27 protein-coding genes and 1 tRNA gene are annotated in these 22,284 nt (G+C 57.9%); 16 read left to right on the plus strand and 12 right to left on the minus strand.

From position 1 onward, the window contains the following. Positions 1-62 precede the first annotated feature (62 nt). The 4 genes from mazG to AVO44_RS01835 all read left to right on the plus strand — a co-directional run bounded on the left by mazG (position 63) and on the right by AVO44_RS01835 (position 2,880). Positions 63-920 carry a nucleoside triphosphate pyrophosphohydrolase gene (gene mazG, locus AVO44_RS01820; protein ID WP_068332625.1) on the plus strand — a complete coding sequence of 286 codons (858 nt, stop codon included), beginning with the start codon at positions 63-65 and terminating at the stop codon, positions 918-920. 63 nt (positions 921-983) lie between these two features. Then, entirely contained in the window at positions 984-1,925 is a 942-nt protein-coding gene (locus tag AVO44_RS01825) for a nucleoside hydrolase (protein WP_068331729.1), read from the plus strand. Then, entirely contained in the window at positions 1,922-2,434 is a 513-nt protein-coding gene (locus AVO44_RS01830; protein WP_068331732.1) for a GrpB family protein, read from the plus strand. The genes AVO44_RS01825 and AVO44_RS01830 overlap by 4 nt, the downstream gene beginning before the upstream one ends. Beyond that, on the plus strand, positions 2,431-2,880 hold the full coding sequence (locus tag AVO44_RS01835) for a GNAT family N-acetyltransferase (RefSeq protein WP_068331735.1): 450 nt from the start codon (positions 2,431-2,433) through the stop codon (positions 2,878-2,880). The genes AVO44_RS01830 and AVO44_RS01835 overlap by 4 nt, the downstream gene beginning before the upstream one ends. On the opposite strand, the gene AVO44_RS21210 is transcribed toward AVO44_RS01835, so the two are convergent. The 6 genes from AVO44_RS21210 to AVO44_RS01860 form a co-directional block, all read right to left on the minus strand. Continuing rightward, complete coding sequence (locus tag AVO44_RS21210) at positions 2,877-3,044, minus strand: hypothetical protein (RefSeq protein ID WP_169794822.1); 168 nt, start codon at positions 3,042-3,044, stop codon at positions 2,877-2,879. The two genes, AVO44_RS01835 and AVO44_RS21210, sit on opposite strands and share 4 nt — an antisense overlap. A 160-nt stretch (positions 3,045-3,204) precedes the next feature. Beyond that, the gene (locus AVO44_RS01840; protein WP_068331737.1) at positions 3,205-3,729 is read right to left on the minus strand and encodes a GNAT family N-acetyltransferase; all 525 of its coding nucleotides are present in this window, start codon (positions 3,727-3,729) and stop codon (positions 3,205-3,207) included. A 38-nt stretch (positions 3,730-3,767) separates the two neighbouring features. Beyond that, complete coding sequence (gene eno / locus AVO44_RS01845; RefSeq protein WP_068331740.1) at positions 3,768-5,045, minus strand: phosphopyruvate hydratase; 1,278 nt, start codon at positions 5,043-5,045, stop codon at positions 3,768-3,770. Positions 5,046-5,190: 145 nt separating this feature from the next. After that, positions 5,191-6,072, minus strand: a complete 882-nt coding sequence (locus AVO44_RS01850; RefSeq protein ID WP_068332628.1) for a DMT family transporter — start codon at positions 6,070-6,072, stop codon at positions 5,191-5,193. A gap of 137 nt (positions 6,073-6,209) precedes the next feature. After that, positions 6,210-6,623: a Fur family transcriptional regulator gene (locus tag AVO44_RS01855; protein ID WP_068331741.1), complete on the minus strand. Its 414-nt coding sequence runs from the start codon at positions 6,621-6,623 to the stop codon at positions 6,210-6,212. A gap of 25 nt (positions 6,624-6,648) precedes the next feature. Beyond that, positions 6,649-7,401 (minus strand): endonuclease/exonuclease/phosphatase family protein, encoded by a 753-nt coding sequence (locus tag AVO44_RS01860; protein ID WP_068332630.1) that lies wholly within the window; start codon positions 7,399-7,401, stop codon positions 6,649-6,651. A gap of 114 nt (positions 7,402-7,515) precedes the next feature. On the opposite strand from AVO44_RS01860, the gene AVO44_RS01865 reads away from it, so the two are divergent. Beyond that, positions 7,516-7,788: a hypothetical protein gene (locus AVO44_RS01865; protein ID WP_068331742.1), complete on the plus strand. Its 273-nt coding sequence runs from the start codon at positions 7,516-7,518 to the stop codon at positions 7,786-7,788. Positions 7,789-7,814: 26 nt separating this feature from the next. Here AVO44_RS01865 and AVO44_RS01870 read toward each other — a convergent pair whose 3' ends face one another. Then, complete coding sequence (locus tag AVO44_RS01870; protein WP_068331745.1) at positions 7,815-9,233, minus strand: protein adenylyltransferase SelO; 1,419 nt, start codon at positions 9,231-9,233, stop codon at positions 7,815-7,817. Positions 9,234-9,319: 86 nt separating this feature from the next. On the opposite strand from AVO44_RS01870, the gene AVO44_RS01875 reads away from it, so the two are divergent. Beyond that, entirely contained in the window at positions 9,320-9,739 is a 420-nt protein-coding gene (locus AVO44_RS01875) for a cupin domain-containing protein (protein WP_068332633.1), read from the plus strand. 41 nt (positions 9,740-9,780) lie between these two features. Here the strand turns inward: AVO44_RS01875 and AVO44_RS01880 are convergent, their stop codons facing one another. Next, positions 9,781-10,914 carry an anhydro-N-acetylmuramic acid kinase gene (locus AVO44_RS01880; protein ID WP_068331747.1) on the minus strand — a complete coding sequence of 378 codons (1,134 nt, stop codon included), beginning with the start codon at positions 10,912-10,914 and terminating at the stop codon, positions 9,781-9,783. A gap of 251 nt (positions 10,915-11,165) precedes the next feature. On the opposite strand from AVO44_RS01880, the gene tyrS reads away from it, so the two are divergent. Beyond that, positions 11,166-12,419: a tyrosine--tRNA ligase gene (gene tyrS / locus AVO44_RS01885; protein WP_068331748.1), complete on the plus strand. Its 1,254-nt coding sequence runs from the start codon at positions 11,166-11,168 to the stop codon at positions 12,417-12,419. A gap of 1 nt (position 12,420) precedes the next feature. Here the strand turns inward: tyrS and AVO44_RS20880 are convergent, their stop codons facing one another. Next, the gene (locus AVO44_RS20880; protein ID WP_068331749.1) at positions 12,421-13,233 is read right to left on the minus strand and encodes a hypothetical protein; all 813 of its coding nucleotides are present in this window, start codon (positions 13,231-13,233) and stop codon (positions 12,421-12,423) included. Between the two features lie 209 nt (positions 13,234-13,442). On the opposite strand from AVO44_RS20880, the gene AVO44_RS01895 reads away from it, so the two are divergent. Together AVO44_RS01895 and AVO44_RS01900 are read left to right on the plus strand one after the other, a co-directional pair. Further along, on the plus strand, positions 13,443-14,198 hold the full coding sequence (locus tag AVO44_RS01895; protein ID WP_068331750.1) for a 3-hydroxyacyl-CoA dehydrogenase: 756 nt from the start codon (positions 13,443-13,445) through the stop codon (positions 14,196-14,198). 9 nt (positions 14,199-14,207) lie between these two features. Beyond that, positions 14,208-14,759, plus strand: coding sequence for a sugar O-acetyltransferase (locus tag AVO44_RS01900; RefSeq protein WP_068331751.1), 552 nt, complete (start codon positions 14,208-14,210; stop codon positions 14,757-14,759). Here the strand turns inward: AVO44_RS01900 and AVO44_RS01905 are convergent. The 3 genes from AVO44_RS01905 to AVO44_RS01915 all read right to left on the minus strand — a co-directional run bounded on the left by AVO44_RS01905 (position 14,756) and on the right by AVO44_RS01915 (position 17,914). Further along, positions 14,756-16,564, minus strand: a complete 1,809-nt coding sequence (locus AVO44_RS01905) for an ABC-F family ATP-binding cassette domain-containing protein (RefSeq protein WP_068331752.1) — start codon at positions 16,562-16,564, stop codon at positions 14,756-14,758. The two genes, AVO44_RS01900 and AVO44_RS01905, sit on opposite strands and share 4 nt — an antisense overlap. A 41-nt stretch (positions 16,565-16,605) precedes the next feature. Then, entirely contained in the window at positions 16,606-17,340 is a 735-nt protein-coding gene (locus AVO44_RS01910) for a GNAT family N-acetyltransferase (protein ID WP_068331753.1), read from the minus strand. A 94-nt stretch (positions 17,341-17,434) separates the two neighbouring features. After that, entirely contained in the window at positions 17,435-17,914 is a 480-nt protein-coding gene (locus tag AVO44_RS01915) for an outer membrane protein assembly factor BamE (RefSeq protein ID WP_068331756.1), read from the minus strand. An 84-nt stretch (positions 17,915-17,998) separates the two neighbouring features. On the opposite strand from AVO44_RS01915, the gene AVO44_RS01920 reads away from it, so the two are divergent. The 7 genes from AVO44_RS01920 to AVO44_RS01950 all read left to right on the plus strand — a co-directional run bounded on the left by AVO44_RS01920 (position 17,999) and on the right by AVO44_RS01950 (position 22,231). Beyond that, positions 17,999-18,535 carry a YceD family protein gene (locus AVO44_RS01920; RefSeq protein ID WP_068331759.1) on the plus strand — a complete coding sequence of 179 codons (537 nt, stop codon included), beginning with the start codon at positions 17,999-18,001 and terminating at the stop codon, positions 18,533-18,535. Positions 18,536-18,742: 207 nt separating this feature from the next. Continuing rightward, the gene (rpmF, locus tag AVO44_RS01925; RefSeq protein ID WP_068331762.1) at positions 18,743-18,949 is read left to right on the plus strand and encodes a 50S ribosomal protein L32; all 207 of its coding nucleotides are present in this window, start codon (positions 18,743-18,745) and stop codon (positions 18,947-18,949) included. A 23-nt stretch (positions 18,950-18,972) separates the two neighbouring features. Continuing rightward, complete coding sequence (gene plsX, locus AVO44_RS01930; RefSeq protein ID WP_068331765.1) at positions 18,973-20,061, plus strand: phosphate acyltransferase PlsX; 1,089 nt, start codon at positions 18,973-18,975, stop codon at positions 20,059-20,061. A 21-nt stretch (positions 20,062-20,082) separates the two neighbouring features. After that, positions 20,083-21,054, plus strand: a complete 972-nt coding sequence (locus tag AVO44_RS01935) for a beta-ketoacyl-ACP synthase III (protein WP_068331767.1) — start codon at positions 20,083-20,085, stop codon at positions 21,052-21,054. 96 nt (positions 21,055-21,150) lie between these two features. Then, positions 21,151-21,453, plus strand: coding sequence for an integration host factor subunit alpha (gene ihfA / locus AVO44_RS01940; protein WP_008755922.1), 303 nt, complete (start codon positions 21,151-21,153; stop codon positions 21,451-21,453). 18 nt (positions 21,454-21,471) lie between these two features. Next, positions 21,472-22,092: a MerR family transcriptional regulator gene (locus AVO44_RS21445; protein ID WP_068331768.1), complete on the plus strand. Its 621-nt coding sequence runs from the start codon at positions 21,472-21,474 to the stop codon at positions 22,090-22,092. 62 nt (positions 22,093-22,154) lie between these two features. After that, a tRNA-Pro gene (locus tag AVO44_RS01950) sits at positions 22,155-22,231 on the plus strand. Positions 22,232-22,284 lie beyond the last annotated feature (53 nt).

The following is a 22,284-nucleotide window of genomic DNA, read 5'->3' on the forward strand; positions in this document are numbered from 1 at the left end:
GGTGGACTCCTGATCCTGAGTGCGGAATGCATGCATCTGACACCGGAACGAAAGGGTTCGCAATGGCCGAAAATCCTCTGATCCACGACAGCGACGCCGGGATCGAGCGTCTGCTGGAAATCATGCGCCGCCTGCGCGACCCTGAAACAGGCTGCCCGTGGGATATCGAACAGGATTTTGGCACGATTGCCCCCTACACGATTGAAGAGGCCTATGAGGTCGCCGACGCCATCGAACGCGAGGCCTATGACGAGTTGAAGGGGGAATTGGGCGACCTGCTGTTCCAATCCGTCTTTCACGCGCAAATGGCCGAAGAAGCCGGGTATTTTACCTTTCAGGACGTGGTCCGCACCATGTCGGACAAGATGGTCGCCCGCCATCCGCATGTGTTCGGAGACGAATCGCGCGACAAATCCGCAGAACAACAAACGCTGGATTGGGAAACCATCAAGGCAGCAGAACGCGCTGGCAAAGAACAAAAAGGCGCGCTGGACGGTCTTGCAGCAAACCTGCCCGCCCTCCTACGCGCCCACAAGCTGCAGAAACGCGCCGCGCGCGTAGGGTTCGACTGGCCTGATGCGAGCCATGTCCTCGCAAAGATCACCGAAGAGGCCGCCGAGTTGGAAGAGGCACGCAACCGGATGGACCCCGACGCGCTTGAAGATGAGTTCGGCGACCTGCTGTTCGTGATGGTCAATCTGGGCCGTCATCTGGGTATCGAGCCAGAGGCCGCTCTGCGCCGCACCAACGCCAAGTTCACCCGCCGCTTTGAACAGGTTGAGGCACGCCTGGCTGCCCGTGGCAAGACCCCGTCACAAAGCGATCTGGCCGAGATGGATGCGCTCTGGGATGAGGTGAAAACCGAAGAGCATCGCGCCAATGGCAAACTCCCGCCTGTGGATGTACCGAGCAACGCCTGAAACCGCTGGACAAGCGCGGTTACACTTGCGAGTGTCCGCGCTTCAAGATCCCGGAGGTAACGCATGGCACCGCGCAAAATCATCATAGACACCGATCCTGGTCAGGACGACGCAGTGGCCATCCTGCTGGCGCTGGCCAGCCCGGAAGAGATCGACGTGTTGGGGATTACCGCCGTCGCCGGAAACGTGCCGCTGGAGCTGACCGCCAAAAACGCGCGCATTGTCTGCGAGTTGGCGGGGAAAACGCATATTCCAGTATACGCCGGTTGCGACCGCCCCCTGAAACGCCCTTTGGTCACGGCAGAGCATGTGCATGGCAAAACCGGGCTTGATGGCCCCGTTCTCCCTGATCCACAAATGGCTTTGACCGACGGGCACGCGGTGGAGTTCATCATCGACACGCTGCGTAAGAACAAGCCTGGAACTGTCACGTTGTGCCCGCTTGGGCCGCTGACCAACATTGCCACCGCTTTTCAGAAAGCCCCTGACATCATCGACCGGGTGCCGGAAATTATCTTGATGGGCGGAGCGTATTTCGAGGTTGGAAACATCACACCAACCGCTGAATTCAACATTTATGTCGATCCTGAAGCCGCTGATATCGTTTTTAAATCTGGCGCTCCAATCATCGTCATGCCGCTGGACGTAACGCATAAGGCGCTGGTTACGAAACAGCGCAACGATGCCTTCCGCGCGCTTGACACAAAAGTTGGTCACGCTGTGGCCGAAATGACGGATTTCTTCGAACGCTTCGACAAGGAAAAATACGGCTCGGAGGGCGCGCCGTTGCACGACCCCTGCGTGACAGCCTATCTGATCCGGCCAGAGCTATTTTCGGGCCGTCACATAAACGTTCAGATTGAAACACAGTCTGAATTGACCATGGGCATGACCGTTGCCGACTGGTGGGGTGTCACGGACCACCTGCCCAATGCGTTGTTCATCGGGGATATTGACACCGATGGCTTCTTCGATCTGCTGACAGAAAGACTGGCCCGGTTATGAGCCTTCTTTCCTCGCCCGATCCAGCGTGGCCGCAGCAGGCTATCACCGAAGTCACGCGCTGGCAGAATGCCGATTTGCCCGGCCTTGTTGAGATCCATCATATCGGCTCAACCTCGGTCCCTCATCTGCCTGCGAAGCCGATCATCGATCTGCTGCCGGTCTTTGCGGACCTCGATCAAATGGATGCCGCCCGACCGTTGATCGAAGCATTGGGATACGAATGGCTGGGTGAATTCGGTCTGCCTGGTCGGCGCTATGTCCGCAAAGACGATCCTGCGACAGGTAAACGGATTATGCAGGCCCATTGTTACGTCCAGAATTCATCGGAGATCACCCGCCACCTTGCGTTCCGCGATGCGCTACGCGCCGATCCGGCGCTTCGGGATGCTTACGCGGCGGAAAAGACCCGGTGCGGAAATCTGCACCCGAACGACTACCACGCTTATGGCGACTGCAAATCCGACTGGGTTGCCAAAACAGAAGCCAAAGTATTGGAAAATATGAAATGAGCGCCGCACTTAAGCTCGCCCGCCCCGATGATCTGGACCGACTCATGAGCTTGGTCACGGCTTTTCATGCGGAAGAAGGCATTGAACAGGACGCGGATCAAAGACGTGACGCCCTATTGCCATTGCTGGAAGGTATCCCGCACGGATGCATTTACCTGATCGGTCCGGGTCGCGCACCGTTGGGTTACATTGTGCTGACCTTCGGCTGGTCGGTCGAGTTTGGTGGCATGGACGGCTTTGTCGATGAAATCTACATTCGCCCTGCCATCCGCGGGCGCGGCATCGCTACAGAAGTGCTGCACAATCTGCCTAAGGCACTGTCCCATGCAGGATTGACCGCCCTGCACCTTGAAGTCGATCGCGCGAACGAGACCGCGCAGAAGCTTTATTTGCGCACGGGGTTCAAACCGCGCGACAAATACATGCTGATGAGCAAGGTTCTTTAACGCGACTCGCCGCGGAAGATGAACATTGGCATATCCATGTCTTGAACCGGGTCACCAGACGACACCGCTTCACCCGTGATTGGGTAGGTCCCCGGCCCCGCACAGGCCGCCAAGAGTATGGTGCTGATCACTGAAGCTACGAGAAGGAATTTAGAACCAGTCATGGTGTGCTCCTTTCTGTAATTTGTTCAGAATACCTCAACTCGATCCGGGACAAGTATGAAAAAGTTCACACATAATAATATATATGACGGTTTATTTTTTACGCGACGGATTCCTCTGCGTTTTCAATTAGAAAACCAAGCGAAAATAACTGCACGTTCTTCAGGCAGAGTTGTTCGCGCGCAGATCCATCTCAAAAAACAGCAGATGACCCCTCGCGATTTCTGGAATCTCTGAATAAGCATCCCGCAAAGAGAACCCCATCGACAGGTATAAACGCGCAGCAGTCTGCATCGGTTTGCCTGTGTCCATACGAATATAATCAAATCCGCGCTCGCGGCACTGTTCGATAAGGGATTGCATTATCGCAAAACCCACACCTGCGCCCCGCACGCTATCTGCCACGAATACGCGTTTTATCTCGGCTACGCGCGGGGCGATCGTGTGGAACATCCCGCACCCGACGGGCTGATCATCTTTCACAGCAAGACGCATGCCACCGTTTGGCGGGCTGTGTTCCGTTTCTATAGACGAAAGCATCCGCGCATATTTTTCGTGTGGATAGAAGGTTCGAACTATTTTCTGAGAGTGCGCATCCAGCGTCAGCAGAAAATCACGATAGTCCCAACACAAACGCCGGACCGCTTCGACTTGGTCCGGCGTTGTTGGTTCTGTAATGCGAAGCACGGGCTGATCCTCGGTAAATTCAGGGATCAGCGTAGCATTCAGCGCTTAAGGATCGAAGCCCCGGCATATTCTGCCACTTCGCCCAGAGATTCTTCGATGCGGATCAATTGGTTGTACTTGGCCAACCGGTCCGACCGCGCAAGCGAGCCGGTCTTGATCTGACCGCAATTGGTTGCAACGGCAAGATCGGCAATTGTGGCATCTTCGGTTTCACCCGAGCGGTGCGACATCACGTTGGTATAGCGCGCACGGTGGGCCATATCGACGGCGCGCAGGGTTTCGGTGAGTGATCCGATCTGGTTCACCTTGACCAGCATCGAGTTCGCGCAACCGCGTTCGATCCCCTCGGCCAGACGCGCGGGGTTGGTCACGAACAGGTCGTCACCCACCAGTTGCACCTTGTCGCCGATAGCGTCGGTCAGGGCTTTCCAGCCGTCCCAGTCATCCTCGGACATGCCATCTTCGATCGAAATGATCGGATAGTCGTTGACCAGAGCCGCAAGGTAGTCCGCATTCTCTTCTGAGGTCAGGCTCTTGCCCTCACCCGACAGAACGTATTTGCCATCCTTGTAGTATTCGGTCGCCGCACAATCGAGCGCCAGGTGAATCTCCTCACCCGGTTTGTAGCCCGCCTTTTCGATGGACTTCAGAATGAAATCCAGCGCTTCGCGGGTGGAGGCGATGTTGGGTGCAAAACCGCCTTCATCACCGACACCCGTGGCCAGCCCCGCCGCTGACAGTTCTTTTTTCAGCGTGTGGAACACTTCGGAGCCCATGCGAACCGCTTCGCGGATATTTGCGGCCGAAACGGGCATGATCATGAATTCCTGGATGTCGATCGGGTTGTCTGCGTGTTCGCCCCCGTTGATGATATTCATCATCGGTACTGGCAAAACGCGGGCCGACGTGCCGCCAACATAACGGTACAAGGGCTGAGTTGTGAAATCTGCCGCCGCTTTCGCAGTCGCCAGCGAAACGCCCAAAATTGCATTCGCCCCCAGACGGCCTTTGTTCTCGGTGCCGTCCAGTTCAATCATGGCTTGGTCGATGGCGACCTGTTCGGTCGCGTCAAAACCAACCAGTTCCTCGGCAATTTCACCGTTGACCGCCGCGACGGCCTCTAGCACGCCCTTGCCCATATAGCGCGACTTGTCGCCGTCACGCTTTTCCACCGCCTCATAGGCTCCGGTAGACGCACCCGAGGGTACAGCAGCGCGGCCCATGGTGCCGTCTTCCAGAATCACGTCCACCTCAACGGTCGGGTTGCCCCGGCTGTCCAGTATTTCGCGTGCGTGGATGTCGATGATGGTGCTCATGAGGCGCGTTCCTGTCGCTAAAATAACTTGCACGCCTCATACCATCACCCGACAAAAAGTAAACCGGATACGTTACCGCTAACACAGACAAATACGAGGGTTTAGGGCTAACAGTTTATCGTTTTTGTCTGCCTGTGGCGATCCCTCAGACCAACGTCGCAAGCTCACGGGCCAACTTCCGCTCTCTCATGAAGGTGTACATGCCCGACCCCATGATCAACGTGGCACCGGCCAGTGTCATCAGGTCAGGACGCTCGCCAAACATCAGCATTCCCGCCGCAATCGAAAAGACCAACCGCGTGTAGCGAAACGGGGTCAGCGCCGAAGCCTCACCAATCCGCATGGCGGTGACGATCCCATAGTAAGCGACGACGCCAAACAAGATGGCCCCCAAATACGGACCGATTTGTGCCGTTTGCAGTGGTACCACGGGTTGCGCCGTAAAAACCTTTAATACGAGGCCGGCAAGCGCAATCGCAAGATAGGCCTGAAGCGCCACAACGGAAGAAGCCACCCGGACATCCAGCTTACGCGTGATCACGTCGCGCGCGGCAATCGCAATAACAGTGGCCACGACAAAGAGCGACTCGGGCTGAAAACCCTGAAGCCCCGGGCGGATAATCATCAAGACACCGATGAAACCCACGCCAATCGCGCTCCAACGTCGCCAGCCGACATGCTCGCCCAGAAACAGGGCAGCTCCCATAGTGACAGCCAGCGGCATTGCCTGAAACACGGCGGCCACGGTGGACAGCTCCACCAAGGACAGTGCGGTCACAAAAGTCAGCGCGCCAACCGCTTCGGCACCGGCACGTACCAAGGGAAGTGGACGCCATGCAAACGGATCAAAGATACGTTTTCGCGTGACCACCGACATCACGGCAAAAACCAGCCCGCAGACCAGCCCAAGAACAATCATGATCTGACCGGTCGGCACTGTGGACGACAGGTGCTTGATGAACATGTCCTCAAGAGTGAAGGCCGCCATCGCACCGACGACCAGCAATATGCCGTTTACGTTGTTCATGATCATGTCCGTTGAAACCTGCAGCCCGACTCACGGCCGCAATCTTCACCAAAAGCGCAACCAAGCCTTACGGGCAAGCGTTATCGGGCTGGAAAACATGAATTCCCGTGCGCCTGCCCTTCGCAATTCGTGATGATTCAGTCCTGTTTGAGCGGCACGCCGTACAGTTCCAGCCGGTGGCCTTTCAGCTTGTAACCCAGCTTGGCGGCGATCTTTTCCTGCAACACTTCGATTTCAGGGTCGACGAATTCGATCACTTCGCCTGACTGCATGTCGATCAGGTGGTCGTGGTGATCACGTTCGGCATCTTCATAACGCGCCCGCCCGTCTCCGAACTCCAGCCGGTCGAGAATCCCCGCCTCTTCGAACAGTTTGACGGTACGATAGACCGTAGCGATCGAGATACCCGAATCCACCTTGGACGCGCGGGCATAAAGCGCCTCGACATCGGGGTGATCGTCGCTTTGTTGCAGCACTTGGGCAATTGTGCGGCGCTGGCCCGTCATACGCAGTCCTTTTGCTTCGCAGCGGGCGATAATCGTATCGGTCATGTGTGACCCTCAGAGTAATTCGGGCTTATGTCTTAATACGTCTGTGCGGATGGTGCCACAGGGGATTTGCATCTTGGGTCACACGGCGCAGATCAGCCCAGATCGGCAGATGATCCGAGGCGATATGAGCGGGCCGCGCATCATGCACGCCGTGCAACACCGCCTCTAACCCCCCGCCCAGCGCGATCCGGTCCAGCGCGCCCAGCGGTTGAGCCGCTGGAAAACTCGGAACCGGCGGCAGAAATCGCATATCAGGGGCCAGATGATCCAGCACCGGCTGGCGTGACCATTCGTTGAAATCCCCAGCCCACACGGTCGGCATATCGTTCAGCTTCTTGTCAAATCGGCGGATATGGGTGATTTGCTGCCGTCTGGACGCTGGCAGCAGACCCAGATGCATGCCAATCACGCGCAACGGCCCGATCTGCGTGTCGAACTCGACCTGCACCATGCCCCGTGGCTCTAGCCCCGGCAGGTCGTGATGTCCCTTCTGGCGCACACGGATCGCGTCGCCGCGCCAAATCACGGCGTTGCCATGCCAACCCAGACTGCCTGCCCCGCCCAGATCAACAATTTGCCACCCTGCCTCATCCAGCATGAAATGCGGCAACGCAGCAGGGCGCGGCGGCAGGCGTTTGTCGGCCTCTTGCAGCACCACGATGTCAGCCTTCATGCTGTCGATAACCTGCATGATGCGCTGGGGCTGCCGTCGGAAATCCAGCCCGACGCATTTCTGAATATTGTAGCTGGCAATGCGCAGGGTCGACTGGGGTTTCATGTGGCTCTGATCAAACAAATACAGATAAAGTGCCACGCTGGGCGCTGGGTGCAACCCCCTGATTCCCGCCATACAGGGCGAACCGCGACAACCTGACTAAAAAATAGGCGGCAAATGCAGCTCCTCTTGATCACCGCGCCGTTGGCACCTTATGCCGACACGACACGGGATATCCGCCCTGTCGTTTCGGGTGTCATTAACATAGTGCTGGGCTTGGCGCTTCTGTCAGCGATTTACATTTTGCCAATGATCTTCATTACGATCTGGCCTGCGACCAAGCTATCGCCTGCGCGAAGCGTTTGGCGCAGCGCTGATCGTAAGCGCCGCCGTGTTAGAGATTTTGCGGGATTAAAAGGCAAGCCAGGTGTCTACCGACAGGGGCTTTAAACGTTCAGATCAACCCTATGGCACCTTTACGTCCCGCAGAAGGTCGCGTGGACCACTTCCCTTTCGGTCGGAGGTCGCGCTAGATCGGTGGCCTCGGGCTGATCCTCGTAGGGGTGTGCAAGCACGGCGTTGAGCCGGTGGAACGGCGCATAGTCCCCCTGAACAGCCGCCTGGATCATCTGCTCGACTCTGTGATTACGCGGGATAAAGGCGGGGTTGGCGGCATTCATCACGGCCTGAGGGTTTTCCTCGCGCTTCAGCCGTTCCTGCCACACCTTCGCCCAGTCATCGAATGCGTCGGGGGCAAGGAACTGATCGCGAGCCTTGCCACTGCTTAACGCCCGGAAGGTATTGGTGAAATCGGCCGAGTTCTGCGCCATCCGGGTCAGCAGGTCAGCGATCAACGCCTCATCGCCTTTGTCTTCCGATGACAGGCCGATCTTGGCGCGGAACCGGGCCAACCATTCCTGCTGTATCAGACCGGGCATTGCGTGCACGATCTCGGTCGCCTCTTCGACGGCGTGCTCGGGGTCCTCGAATTGCTGGATCAAAGCCGTTGCAAGCTGTGCTAGGTTCCACACGGCAATGTCGGGTTGATTGGAATACGCATAGCGCCCCATCCGATCAATCGAGCTGTACACTGTGTTCGGGTGGTAGCTGTCCATAAAAGCGCAGGGACCATAGTCAATCGTTTCGCCGGCGATTGAGAAATTGTCGGTGTTCATCACCCCATGGATAAAACCCACGCTCATCCAACCTGCAATCAGCCGTGCCTGTGCGTCGCGCACCGCGCGCAACAGGTCCATCGGCCCCGTTGCATTCGGATAGTGTCGGGCGATGGCGTAGTCGGTCAGACGCTTCAGGCTGTCAATCTGTCCCCGACCGGCAAACACCTGAAACGTTCCCACACGTAGATGGCTTTGTGCGATGCGTGTCAGAACCGCGCCGGGCATCGGACCTTCGCGCAGAACAACCTCACCGGTTTCAACCGCGGCCAGCGCTCGGGTCGTGGGAATGCCCAGCGCGTGCATCGCCTCAGACACGACATATTCCCGCAGTACCGGGCCCAGCCACGCACGGCCATCGCCCCGGCGGCTGAACGGGGTCTGACCTGACCCCTTCAACTGAATGTCGCGACGCACGCCATCTGTACCAACGGTTTCACCTAGAAGAACGGCGCGCCCATCGCCAAGCTGGGGGTTGTAGTTACCGAACTGGTGCCCCGAATACAGCTGCGCAATCGGTTCGGCTCCTTCAGGAACAACGTTCCCCGCAAAAGTCTGGGCCATTTCCTCTATTTCACCGGGGGTTATGCGCAAAATTTGTGCCAAGTTGTCATTGAATGCGACAAGGCGCGGCGCGCGCACGGGAACCGGCGCCTGACGGGCGAAGAAGGTGTTCGGGAGCCTAGCGTAGCTGTTGTCAAAAGGGATATTCAAGGTCATGCCGCAAACATATTGTCGAAACGCCCAAATACCATAGCGGATCGCACACCCGCATGCATAATCACCCCAACACCCCCGAGGACCCCATGACCGCGCAAGAGATCATCGACCGCCTGCACCTGCAACCCCACCCCGAAGGCGGCTGGTTCCGCGAAACCTGGCGGGCCGACAACGCTGGTCGCGCTACGGGCACCTGCATCTATTTTCTTTTACAAGCAGGTGAACGCAGCCACTGGCACCGTGTTGACGCGACCGAGATATGGTTGTTCCACTCTGGTGCGCCGCTGACCTTAACCCTCAGCCCTTCGGATAAAGGCCCAGCGACCGACCACTTACTGACCCCTGACCTGACCAAAGGTGCGCCGCAAGTGATTGTGCCCAAGAACCACTGGCAGTCTGCGCGCGCGACCGGCGACTATACTCTGGTCAGTTGCACCGTCTCGCCGGGCTTCGAGTTTGATGGCTTCGTGTTGGCCGAGCCGGGATTTGATATTCCGCGCGGTTGAAAGGCTATCTTTTGCGCGCTCGTTAGTGTCGATCCCGGTTTTCAAGCTTTGGCAATCGTCTGGTTTCGCCCCGGAACCATGCTCACAACCCCGCCGCCAACAAGCGCTTTGACCCCTGTTGTTCCGGGGCACGAGGTTGGCAGGCCGCGCGCAACGCGGACGGCCAGATAGGCAAAGGCTTGCGCCTCAAGCATGTCGCCGTCCAGACCCACCGCTTCGACCGGTTCGACCGGACAGTCAAGTGAGACACGCAGCATTTCCATCAGCACCGGGTTGTGCCGACCACCCCCGGTCACCAACACGCGCGCAGGCGGTTTCGGGCAATGCTCCATACCCTGCGCCACGCCTGCCGCACACATGGCGGTCAACGTAGCTACGGCATCGGCATCGTCCAGTTCCTTCACCAGCTTGATCATCTCGACAAAGTCGTTTCGGTCCAGAGATTTGGGCGGCATTCGGTTAAAATACGCCTCAGCCAGAAAAAGTTCGAGCGCGCCGGTCTCAACCGTGCCGCCTTTGGCCATTGCTCCATCGCGATCCATCTGCAGGCCGAAACGCGCTTGCATGAGGTCATCCACCGGCGCGTTGGCTGGACCGGTGTCAAATGCCAACAAGGCTCCGGGCCTCTCTGGCGCGTCAAAGCTGGGGTCCACATACGTAAGGTTACCCACGCCGCCCAGATTCAGGAAACACAGCGGCTGAGTCGCGCCGATCCATTTGGCGCAGGCGAAGTGAAAGAACGGCGCCAGAGGCGCACCCTCACCACCCATCGCGATATCATCACTTCGGAAATCCCATACAACCGGCACGCCCAGCGCCTGCGCCAGCCCTTTGCCATCACCAACCTGCAACGTGCCCCGCCCGCGCGGCTCGTGCGCAAGGGTCTGTCCATGAAATCCGATCAGGTCAACCTCATCGAATTCCGAGAGCGCCTCGGCATGAGCAATCGTCACCAACTCAGCCGCCTTATCCACCATCGGCCCGTGCCAATGGCCCAGTGCGGCGTGCAGATCAGCTCGTTCCGTTTTTGAGTATGCGCGATACCCGCTTGGGCCGAACCCGAAAATCTGGTGCCCGTCAGTTTCAACAACCGCGGCATCCACGCCATCCAGCGATGTACCAGACATCGCCCCCAAGGCCCTGATCGGCCCGTGTTTCCTGATGGCCCGGTTCACACTCACCTCGTTTTTCTTGTTATGTGACGCACAACCTGCACGTCGGATGATCGGAAAGGCAAGTCACATCGAACGCAAACCGAGTAATTTGGAATTACATGCGCGCCTGAAACCACAAAAAACTCGGAACGAAATCGTGGAACGGGTAACGATCGCAGTCACCAGCCCACGTTTTCGTGGAAAAGGTGCCTTTTCCTTGCCTGACACGCCGCCTATACAGTGCCCCGCAACATAAACCCAAAGGGCACGATATGACCTACCACCCCAAATCGGATTTCATCGCGACGATGATCGAGCGCGGCTTTCTCGCCGACTGCACCGATTATCAGGGCCTTGACGAAGCGCTGATCAGTGGGTGCAAACCGGCCTATATCGGCTTTGATGCAACGGCCAAGTCGTTGCATGTGGGCAGCCTGATTCAGATCATGATGCTGCGCTGGTTCCAGAAAACCGGCCACCAGCCGATCACCCTGATGGGGGGCGGTACCACCAAGGTGGGCGACCCGTCTTTTCGTGCGGATGAACGCCCCCTGTTGGGCCCGGAACAGATCGACGAAAACATCGCGGGCATCAAGAAGGTGTTCGCGGCCTATATCGACTATGACACTGACGCCGAAAACAAAGCGCTTATGCTGAACAATGCCGAGTGGCTGGACGGTCTGAACTACCTTGATTTCCTGCGCGATATCGGGCGGCATTTCTCGGTCAACCGGATGCTTTCGTTCGAGTCCGTGAAATCGCGGCTGGATCGCGAACAATCGCTGAGCTTCCTTGAATTCAACTACATGATCCTTCAGGCCTATGACTTCCTCGAGTTGAACCGCCGGTATGGCTGCGTTCTGCAGATGGGTGGCAGTGACCAGTGGGGTAACATCGTCAACGGGATCGACCTGACCCGTCGCGTTCTGGATCACGAAATCTACGGCCTGACTTCGCCCCTGCTGACCACCAGCGACGGCAAGAAGATGGGCAAATCTCAGGATGGCGCGGTTTGGCTGAACGCCGACATGCGCTCTCCCTACGAGTTCTGGCAGTTCTGGCGCAATACCACCGATGCGGATGTGGGTCGCTTCCTGAAGCTTTATACCGAACTGCCCGTGGATGAGTGTGACCGTCTGGGTGCGCTGCAAGGGTCCGAGATCAACGAGGCCAAGATCCGCCTTGCCAATGAAGTGACGACACTGGCCCACGGAGCCCGGGCCGCTGAGACCGCCGAAGCCACCGCACGCGAGGTGTTTGAAAAAGGCGGTGTTGGTGGAGACCTTCCCACCTTGACGCTAAGCTCGGATGAGCTGGGCGACGGGATGTCCATCGTGCAGGTCATCGTGAAATCAGGGCTGGCAAAATCGGGCAAAGAGGCCAAGCGTCTGATCGCCGAGAACGGCGCCAAGCTGGATGACGCACCGCTGACCGATGCAGGGCTGATGATTGATGCAGCTGCGCTGTCCTCCCCAATCAAACTGAGCGCCGGGAAAAAGCGGCACGCTCTGGTTCAGTTGGGCTGATCTAAACCTGAAGGAAGCATAAAACGGCCACCTGATTGGGTGGCCGTTTCTGTTGGACGAAAGTAACGGCGCGATTATCGCTTACCGCCTTTTCCGCCGCCGTTGTTTCCACCATTGCCGTTGCCGTGGTTGCCAAAGCGCCGTTGTTGCCGCCGTTTCCGTTGCCGTGGTTGCCACCGTGACCGCCGCCGTTATTGCCACCGTTGCCGTGGTTGCCACCGTGACCGCCGCCATTGTTGCCGCCGTTGCCGTTACCGTGGTTGCCACCACCGCCGCCGTTGTTACCGCCGTTGCCATTGCCGTGGTTGCCACCACCGCCGCCGTTATTGCCGCCGTTGCCGGATCCACCGCCGTCACCGGAGTCGCTTCCGCCACCATCGCCCGGGTCGCTTCCTCCGCCATTACCCGGACCGCTGCCGCCACCATTACCGGGGCCGGTTCCTCCGTCAGAGTCACCTCCGTTGTCCACGCCCGACGATGCAAACTCTTCACCTCCGCGGGACTCGCCCAAATTACCTGACGCAGTGATTGATGCGGTTGGCAAGTCCGTTAACAAGGCGGATAACCCGGGGCATTGCGCAGACGTGTTTTGCAGTGTTGTTGCAAAATCTGACCGCGTTTGCAGACGCTCCAAGAAGCTGGGCGTAACCTGCTGACACTCGCATAACGCCCGGTAATCACCTCGGTTTGCAGCATCTCGCGCAGTTTTCCAATTGCAGACCTCTGGTGCCGCTGCGACGGTGCCTGCTGCTATCACGGTCAGAAAAGGTGCCGCTATCAGCGCGGGAACTCTGACCTTTGAACTCTTGAACATATCGCTTAACTCCTTGCTGGGCGTTCGTGCCACGCCTCATTGCATTCGATATCGATGTGAGACCCGGGTATTAAGCGTGGTTAAAGATTGTCTGAGTTTGCCTTGAGAAACGCTTTGAAAACTGTCTCTGAGGCATCAAAACCGTGGACAGAACCGAAACCCTTGCAGTAAATGAACATACGTTCATATCCCGAAGGAAAGGATCCGCCATGCAATTGTCTTCCACATCCGCGGTCATCACTGGCGGCGCTTCGGGGCTTGGCGAAGCGACCGCCCGGTATTTTGCCGAACAGGGCGCAAAAGTTACGATTCTTGATCGCGATTCCGAGCGGGGCGAAAGGGTTGCATCCGAAATTGGCGGCACTTTCGTGCAAACGGACGTAACTGACGAAGGATCGGTTGCTACGGCCATTGCGCAGGCGATGGACAATATGGGACGCATCACGGCCACTGTGAACTGCGCGGGGGTCGCGTTTGGGATCAAGACCGTTGGTAAGGACGGCCCCCACCCTTTAGACGCCTTCCAACGCACCATAGACATCAACCTGGTCGGAACCTTCAACGTCTCGCGTCTGGCTGCGGCCGAAATGGCAAAGAACGAACCCGAACCGGACGGCGCGCGTGGCGTGATCATCAATACCGCTTCGATCGCGGCTTTTGATGGGCAAAAGGGTCAGGCGGCTTATGCGGCCTCGAAAGGCGGTGTCGTAGGAATGACGCTGCCCATGGCGCGCGATCTGGCCTCGACCGGCATCCGGGTTATGGCCATCGCACCGGGCATATTCATGACCCCCATGCTGGCCGGGCTGCCCGAAGAGGTACAGCAACAGCTGGCCGCTGACGTTCCCAACCCTGCGCGACTGGGTGATCCGCGTGAGTACGGCAAGCTGGCCGGTTTCATCGTCGAGATGGGGTATCTGAACGGTGAAGTTATCCGTATCGACGGCGCACTGCGCATGCGATAGGTCTGCCCCATGACCGAAAGAGAAAAGATGCAGGCCGGGCAATGGTATTGCTGTCTGGACCCCGAGCTTGACGACTTGCGCGCCCATGCCCGACGCGCAGTACACGCCCACAACACCTGTCCCCCGGATGCGCGGGGAGCGATGGCCCCGGAGTTACTGGCGCTGTTCGCAACCATTGGGTCAGATTGCTTTTTCGAAGCTCCGTTTCACTGCGCGTACGGGATCAACATACACCTTGGCGCGCGGGTGTTCTTCAATGCGGGCTGCGTGATTCTGGATACTGCACCCGTGCGGGTCGGAGATGACTCGATGTTCGGCCCGCATGTTCAAATCTATTGTGCCCAACATGCCAAAGACCCGGACGAGCGCGCGCAAGGGCTGGAGATCGGGCTGCCCGTCACGATTGGTCGACACGTCTGGGTTGGCGGTGGGGCTATTCTGATGCCCGGCATTACTATTGGCGATAATGCCACGATAGGCGCAGGTAGCGTCGTGACCAAGGACGTTGCCGCCGGAGAAACGGTTGTGGGTAATCCCGCCCGGCCGCTTCGGCGCCCCTAGGCGCCCTCGGCCTTTTCTTCGAGCGTTAGCCACTCATCCTCAGCCGCGGCCAGTTTCTCTTGCCGTTCGACCAAAGCTTCGGTGGCTTTTTGGAATTTGACCGGCTCGCGGGTAAAGAGCTCGGGATCAGACATGAGCTCTTCCAGCTTGCCGATCTCGGCTTCAAGCCGGGCAATCTCGGCGGGCAGTTTTTCAAGCCGGTGTTTTTCCGAGAATGACAAGCCTGATTTCGGCTGGCTTTCCAACTTCACCTTCGGGGTTGAAGACTTTGTTTTTTCGGACTTTTTCTCGACAACATCACCCCGTTGCATGATGTAGTCTGACCAGCCGCCCGCGTAAACAGTTGCACGGCCATTGCCTTCCATAGCTATAGTCGTTGTGGCGACCCGATCCAGAAAATCCCGGTCGTGACTGACCAGCAGAACAGTGCCGTCATAATCGTCCAGCAGTTCTTGCAGCAGATCCAGTGTTTCAACATCCAGATCGTTGGTTGGTTCGTCCAGCACCAGCAGGTTCGAAGGTTTCGCCATCAGCTTCGCCAGAAGCAAACGCGCTTTCTCACCACCTGACAAAGACTTAACAGCCGCCCTTGCCTGCGCTTCGTCGAACAGAAACTCCTTGAGGTAACCGACCACGTGCTTTGGTTGACCTCCGACCATGACCTGATCAGCCTTGCCAGATACCCGCATCTCCGGGTCACCGGTCAGACTGTCCCAAAGGGTCATTTCCGGGTCCAGTTGCGCGCGAGTTTGGTCAAACACGGCGATCTCCAGATTGGTGCCCAAGGTTAAGGAGCCCTCATCCGGCTGTTCCTGACCCAACAGTATTTTCAAGAGCGTCGTCTTGCCCACGCCGTTCGGCCCGACAAAGGCCACCCGGTCGCTGCGTTGCACCAGCAGGTCCAGGTTCCGTACAATCTGCGTTTCACCAAAGGACTTCGACACGCCCTTGGCTTCGATCACTTTTCTACCGGACTTCGGTCCCGCCTCCAGCGCCATAGCAGCCGCGCCCTGACGCTTGATCTGAGCCGCCTTTTCGTCGCGAAGGGCTTGCAAGGCGCGCACCCGACCCTGGTTGCGTTTTCGCCGCGCGCTGATGCCCTCGACGGCCCATTTGGCCTCGGACTTGATCAGGCGATTCAGCTTGTGGCGCTGCTGGTCCTCTTCTTCCCAGACCTTGTCACGCCATGCTTCGAACGCCTCGAATCCCTGTTCCTGCCGCCGCACCATTCCACGGTCAATCCACAAGGTCGCGCGGGTCAGAGCCCGCAGGAATGCCCGGTCATGCGAGATCAACACAAAAGCCGCCCGCGTCGATCCCAACTCGCGTTCCAGCCATGTGATGGCTTCGATGTCCAGGTGGTTGGTCGGTTCGTCCAACAACATTAAATCGGGCGCTTCGGCCATCAGTTTGGCCAGCGCCGCCCGCCGACGCTCCCCACCCGAGGCGGTTTCAACCGCGCGTTCGGGATCGAACTTCAACCCCTCCCCGGCTCGCTCAACCTTATACAATTCGCCCGGCTCTAATCCGCTGGAGGCATAATCACCCAGCGTTGCGAACCCCTCCATGCCGGGATCCTGCTCCATGTATCCAACGGATTTTCCGGGCGGCACCACGATGTCACCTTGGTCAGCCTCAACCAACCCGGCCATGACTTTCATCAGGGTGGATTTTCCCGACCCGTTCCGCCCAACCAGTGCGACGCGATCACCGGGCTGAACCACCAAATCAAGTTCGGAAAACACCGGATCACCCCCGAAAGTCAGGGAAATGCCGGACATCTGCAACAAAGGAATTCTCGCCATGCCCGCCAGCTAAACCGGTAAGGCCATAGCGTCAACGGCGATTACCCGGCCACCGCCCGCAGCAGACGTTTCCGCGCCGGGGGAATTGCGCCAATCTCAAGCCCGGTGAAGACATGCAGCGTATTCATGTGGCGATCTACCACCGCGTGATCGCTGACCCAGCCGCCCATCATCAAGTAGGTTCGCAGCAAGGGTGGCATCCGCATCATCGCCTTTTTTACGTCCGGTCTGCGGCGCAGACGCGCGGCAAACCGAAAAACATCCGGTGCCTTCACCCGTGGCAACCAGCGTTTTGGCGCAAGATGGCGATGTTTCAGCATGGCGAAGGCGTCCAGATACTCTTTGGTCTCGGTTCCTGCGAAAGAGGAACAGCCAAACAGCATCTCAACCCCGTTCTGATCGACATAGGTGGTCATCGCCCCCCAAGCGACGCGAAGGATATCCGGATCGGTCCAGTCAGGATGGATGCAGAACCGCCCCATTTCGACCATCCGGCCTTGGAACCCTTCCAGAGCAGACAGGTCATAGAATTGCGCCGAATAGCTTTGGCCGATCTCGGACCCATCTTCCATGGTCAACATGCGGAAGCAGCAGACTATCTGTCCGCCCTCCCGCATGTCTTCAATAAGGATATGAGCGCAGACCGGATCGAACTGATCCTGATCGGTCTGTTCCGTGCCGAAGGCCAGCGTCCGAAGCCGCTGCGCCATCGCCAGATCGTTTTGCGACTGCGCAAGACGGGCGCGGTACCGCCCTTTCAAAAGCAAGTGTGCCATGGTCGCATCCTCCACGGTTGCTGACCGGTTTCCTCTTGCCGCGTCCTTACCACAGACTGCATGACTGTCGTATGACTATCGCGAGATGTGGCTGTTACTCCTGCGACGCGCCCGGAATGTTAGCCGGGTTGAAGTTGCCGATGTTACCCAGCAGCTGACGGATAAAGCCTTGGCCCTGAATTGTGGATTCGGTCACGCGGCGGTCCAATTGGACCACAATACCATCTTCAAGCCCGAACCGTTCGATGTTCCGGACAACTCCGCGGTCATCAAAGCTGATCGCTACCAACTCGCGCGAGACTACCTCAGGCTTTTTCGGGCCGTAGTGACGAACGCGGGATCGCACGTAGTAATAGCCCGAATCCCGAACCACACCTGATGAGCTTGGGGCACCTACCGCTTCGGCCACGCTGTCGCGGGTGTCCACGCCCACCGTGATCTCGGCCAGGTCCTCGGGGGGCGGGATATATCCATGATTCTTGAACACGGGCGTACACGCACTGGCAGCCGCCAGACAGGCCACAAAGACAAGCGTTTTCGACGCCGGTTTCAACCTGTTTACAAGCTTCAACATTTACACCCTCTTGCCTTGGCCCCGTACGGACCCTATCCGATTACAGAAACCGCAGCCTCGGTTCAACACAGGAAAGGGTCACGAATGAGCAACCAGACATCTCTGCGGGTGGCCGACCTGCCCCAAAACGCGCCAACGCCGTTTGACTTGCGCCCTGACGCCAAGGCACTAGAGGCTATTAAAGACGATCTTGGCCTGCTTGGTCTACGCAAGCTCAGTTTCGTAGGTGATGTGAGGGCACAAGGCAAGCGGGACTGGGCCCTGAACGGCAAACTGGGTGCCACGGTGATTCAGCCATGCGTCGTCACGCTTGAGCCGGTGACAACCCGGATCGACATCCCAGTGGCCCGAATCTTTGTGGCTGATTGGGTCGATCCCACGGAAGCTGAGTTTGAAATTCCCGAAGGCGACGACACCGAACAGCTTGGTGCTGAGATTGATCCCACCCTTGTCATGGTCGAGGCATTGTCCCTGGCCCTGCCCCAATATCCGCGCAAAGACGGTGCTGAACTAGGTCAGGCTGACTTTACCGAGCCCGGCAAGCAGGCGATGACGGACGAAGATGTCAAACCGTTTGCAGGTCTGGCTGGTTTGCGTGACACGTTGAAAAAAGACGAGTGACACAGGCTGGTTTTCCTGTCATAGCAGGCCCTCAGAAAAATCGCTTGAACATGACGAGAATCGCAGTATTTTCGCGCGCTCATCGGAATTTGGGTTGGACAACGTGGGGCTTGTGCCCTAAACGCGCGTCAAACCACGAAAAAAACGAAGAATGAAACCCGGCCCTCAGCGAATCTGTTGGCCCATAGTTATACAAAGGTTGAGACCATGGCCGTCCAACAGAACAAAGTTTCCAAGTCGCGTCGCAACAATCGCCGCGCACACGACGCTCTGGTTGCTGCAAACCCGAACGAATGCCCGAACTGTGGCGAGCTGAAGCGCCCGCACCATGTTTGTGCAGCCTGCGGCCACTACGATGACCGCGAAGTCGTCGCACAGGCCGACGAAATCGATCTGGACGAAGACGCGGCCTAAGCCTTTAAAACAGCAGGCAAGGCATGACTGAACAGCCCTCGCACGCCGGACGGATTACCATCTCGGTTGACGCTATGGGTGGAGATTCGGGGCCCGCAACCGTGGTTGCGGGCATTGCCAAATCGGCGAACAAGAACCCCGACATCGCGTTCATCCTGCACGGGCCTGAGCAGACGTTACGCAAACTTGTCGCCAAACGGCGCGTCCTTGAGGGTCGCGTCGTTTTTCGTGATTGCCCCGATGTGGTCACGATGGAGGACAAGCCCAGTCAGGTTGTCCGCAGTAGCAAGCAGACGTCGATGTGGTCGGCGCTTGAGTCCGTCCGCCAGAATGAGGCGCACGGTGCCGTTTCCTGTGGCAACACGGGCGCGTTAATGGCGCTGTCGATGATACGTCTGCGTAAATTGCCGGGTGTGAACCGCCCGGCGATTGCGATTCTGTGGCCGTCCCGCAACCCACAGGGGTTCAACGTTATGCTGGATGTAGGCGCGGATGTGCGCGCCGACGCCAAAGATCTGCTGCAATATGCGCTGATGGGTGCATCCTACGCCCGAAACGGGATGGCGCTTGAACGCCCTCGGATCGGTCTGCTGAATGTGGGTACTGAAGAACACAAAGGCCGCGCTGAACTGAAAGAGGCGCACGCCTTGATCGCAGAGTTTGCTGAGCAAGCAAATTTTGACTTCGTCGGCTTTGTCGAGGGCAGCGACATTCCCGGCGATAAGGCCGATGTCGTTGTAACCGATGGATTTACCGGCAACGTGGCAATCAAGACCGGTGAAGGTACGGCAAGCCTGATCGGCGAGCTTTTGCGCCAGGCTTTCAAGTACTCTCCACTCTCCCGTCTGGCCTCGGTGCTGGCCATCACGTCGCTCAATCGTCTAAAAAAGCGCATTGATCCGCGCCGCGTGAATGGTGGGGTCTTCCTTGGCCTCAATGGAACAGTGGTAAAATCGCATGGTGGCGCGGATGCCACCGGAGTCTCGGCAGCAGTCAAACTGGCCTATACCCTGGCACAGTCTGGTTTCGCCGAAAAATTGGCGGCACGGGTTGCATCAACAGCCGAGCTTGCACAAGATGCCGCCCACACGCCGTCAAAGGCCGGCGAATAACAAAAAAGGCAGTACCCCCAAATGGCAGGCCGTTCAGTTGTCGTAGGTGTCGGACATTATTTGCCAGAGCGCATCGTTCCGAATTCCGAGTTTGAAAAGACGCTTGATACAACGGATGAGTGGATCAGAACCCGCTCAGGTATTGAACGCCGCCACTTTGCCGCTGATGACGAAAAAACGTCGGATCTGGCGTCCAAGGCGGCTCAGGCGGCTTTGGACGATGCTGGTCTGACCGCCGACGATATCGATGCGATTGTTCTGGCCACTTCGACCGCCGACCTGACCTTTCCCTCTGCCGCCACGATGGTTCAGGCCCAGTTGGGCATGACCAAAGGGTTCGCTTTTGATGTTCAGGCGGTATGCGCCGGATTTGTCTTTGCGCTTAGCAATGCCAACGCCCTGATCTTGTCAGGACAGGCCAAGCGCGTGCTTGTCATAGGGGCCGAAACCTTTTCACGAATCATGGACTGGACGGACCGGTCGACCTGCGTGCTATTCGGCGACGGTGCTGGCGCCTTGGTGTTGGAACTGCAAGAGGGCGAAGGAACCGCACAGGATCGGGGCATTCTGGCGATCGACCTTAACTCGGACGGGCGATACAAAGATCTGCTTTATGTCGATGGCGGCGTGTCCACCCAGTCGACAGGTCATTTGCGTATGCAAGGCAATCAGGTCTTCCGCCATGCCGTTGAAAAACTTGCAAAAACAGCTGAAACCGCTCTGGATTCGGCTGGCCTCAGCAGTGCCGATGTTGACTGGATCGTGCCCCATCAGGCCAATATCCGGATTATTCAGGGCACTGCCAAGAAAATGGGTCTGTCGATGGATAACGTGGTCGTTACGGTGCAGGACCACGGTAATACGTCGGCTGCGTCTATCCCGCTTGCTCTGTCCGTGGGCAAACAGCGTGGTCAGATCAAACAAGGCGATCTTGTCGTGACTGAGGCCATTGGCGGTGGTTTGGCCTGGGGCGCGGTGGTTCTGCGCTGGTAACCGGCGCAAATCAGCTTACACACAGGCGCGCAATTCATTGATATTGACAGCGAATTTCCCCTCGCCGTATTCTCGGTCAGCAACAGGGGAAAAGGTATGGGCGATAAAACACTGACCCGAATGGATCTGAGCGAGGCTGTCTTTCGTGAGGTCGGCCTGTCACGCAACGAAAGCGCGCAACTCGTTGAAAGCGTTTTGAATCATATGTCCGACGCGCTGGTGCGCGGTGAACAGGTGAAAATCTCGTCTTTTGGCACGTTCAGCGTTCGGGATAAGACCGCCCGCATCGGCCGCAACCCCAAAACAGGCGAAGAGGTTCCGATTCAGCCGCGCCGTGTTCTGACCTTTCGACCGTCGCACCTGATGAAGGATCGCGTCGCCGCAGGGAATCGAAAGTAAGATCGGGGCGGCACGGTCATGAGCAAGTCCCCCGACGCGTTTCGCACCATCAGTGAAGTTGCGGTCTGGCTGGACGTTCAGGCTCATGTTTTGCGATTCTGGGAAAGCCGTTTCAGCCAGGTCAAACCGGTAAAGCGCGCCGGAGGTCGTCGGTATTACCGTCCCAACGATATGCGCCTACTGGGTGGCATTAAGAAATTGCTGCATGAGGATGGGATCACCATCAAAGGCGTGCAACGTATCCTGCGCGAAAAGGGTGTGGCCTATGTTGCCGCGCTTTCCCCAAGCTTGGACGACGTGGCAGAGGCGGACACCGCGGCAGACGAAAATGTTGTTGTTCCGTTCACTTCGAAACCCGTACAGACGGGCGAACAGGTCAAAATGGACTTGGGCGAGAGTGAACCCGCCATTGGAACAGTTGCACCCGCAGCACGGGCAAAAGCTGCATCGCCCGAACCTGAAACAAGACCCGAGCCCACCAGACCGGACGGTCAGGATAAGGCACCTCAGAAGCGCGGTATTGCAACGCAAGCTTGGACCCGAATGGATTTCGATGACCAGCTTTTGAAGCAGATTGCTCCTATGGCAAAGGACTTGCGCGCCATTCTGGAGCGTATGGAAAACCGAACGGCGGGATAAGAAAAAAAGGCGATGATTTCCTCTTGCCCCTGCCGGGAAAGTCTTTATGAACACCTCAACGTCGGGCTATGGCGCAGCCTGGTAGCGCGTCCGTCTGGGGGACGGAAGGTCGCAGGTTCGAGTCCTGCTAGCCCGACCAAATCACACCGACGTTTATGGCAGACAGGCCAGATCCCGCTCTGGCATCAGGGG

It is taken from the genome of Ruegeria profundi, assembly GCF_001507545.1.
Lineage (GTDB): Bacteria > Pseudomonadota > Alphaproteobacteria > Rhodobacterales > Rhodobacteraceae > Ruegeria > Ruegeria profundi.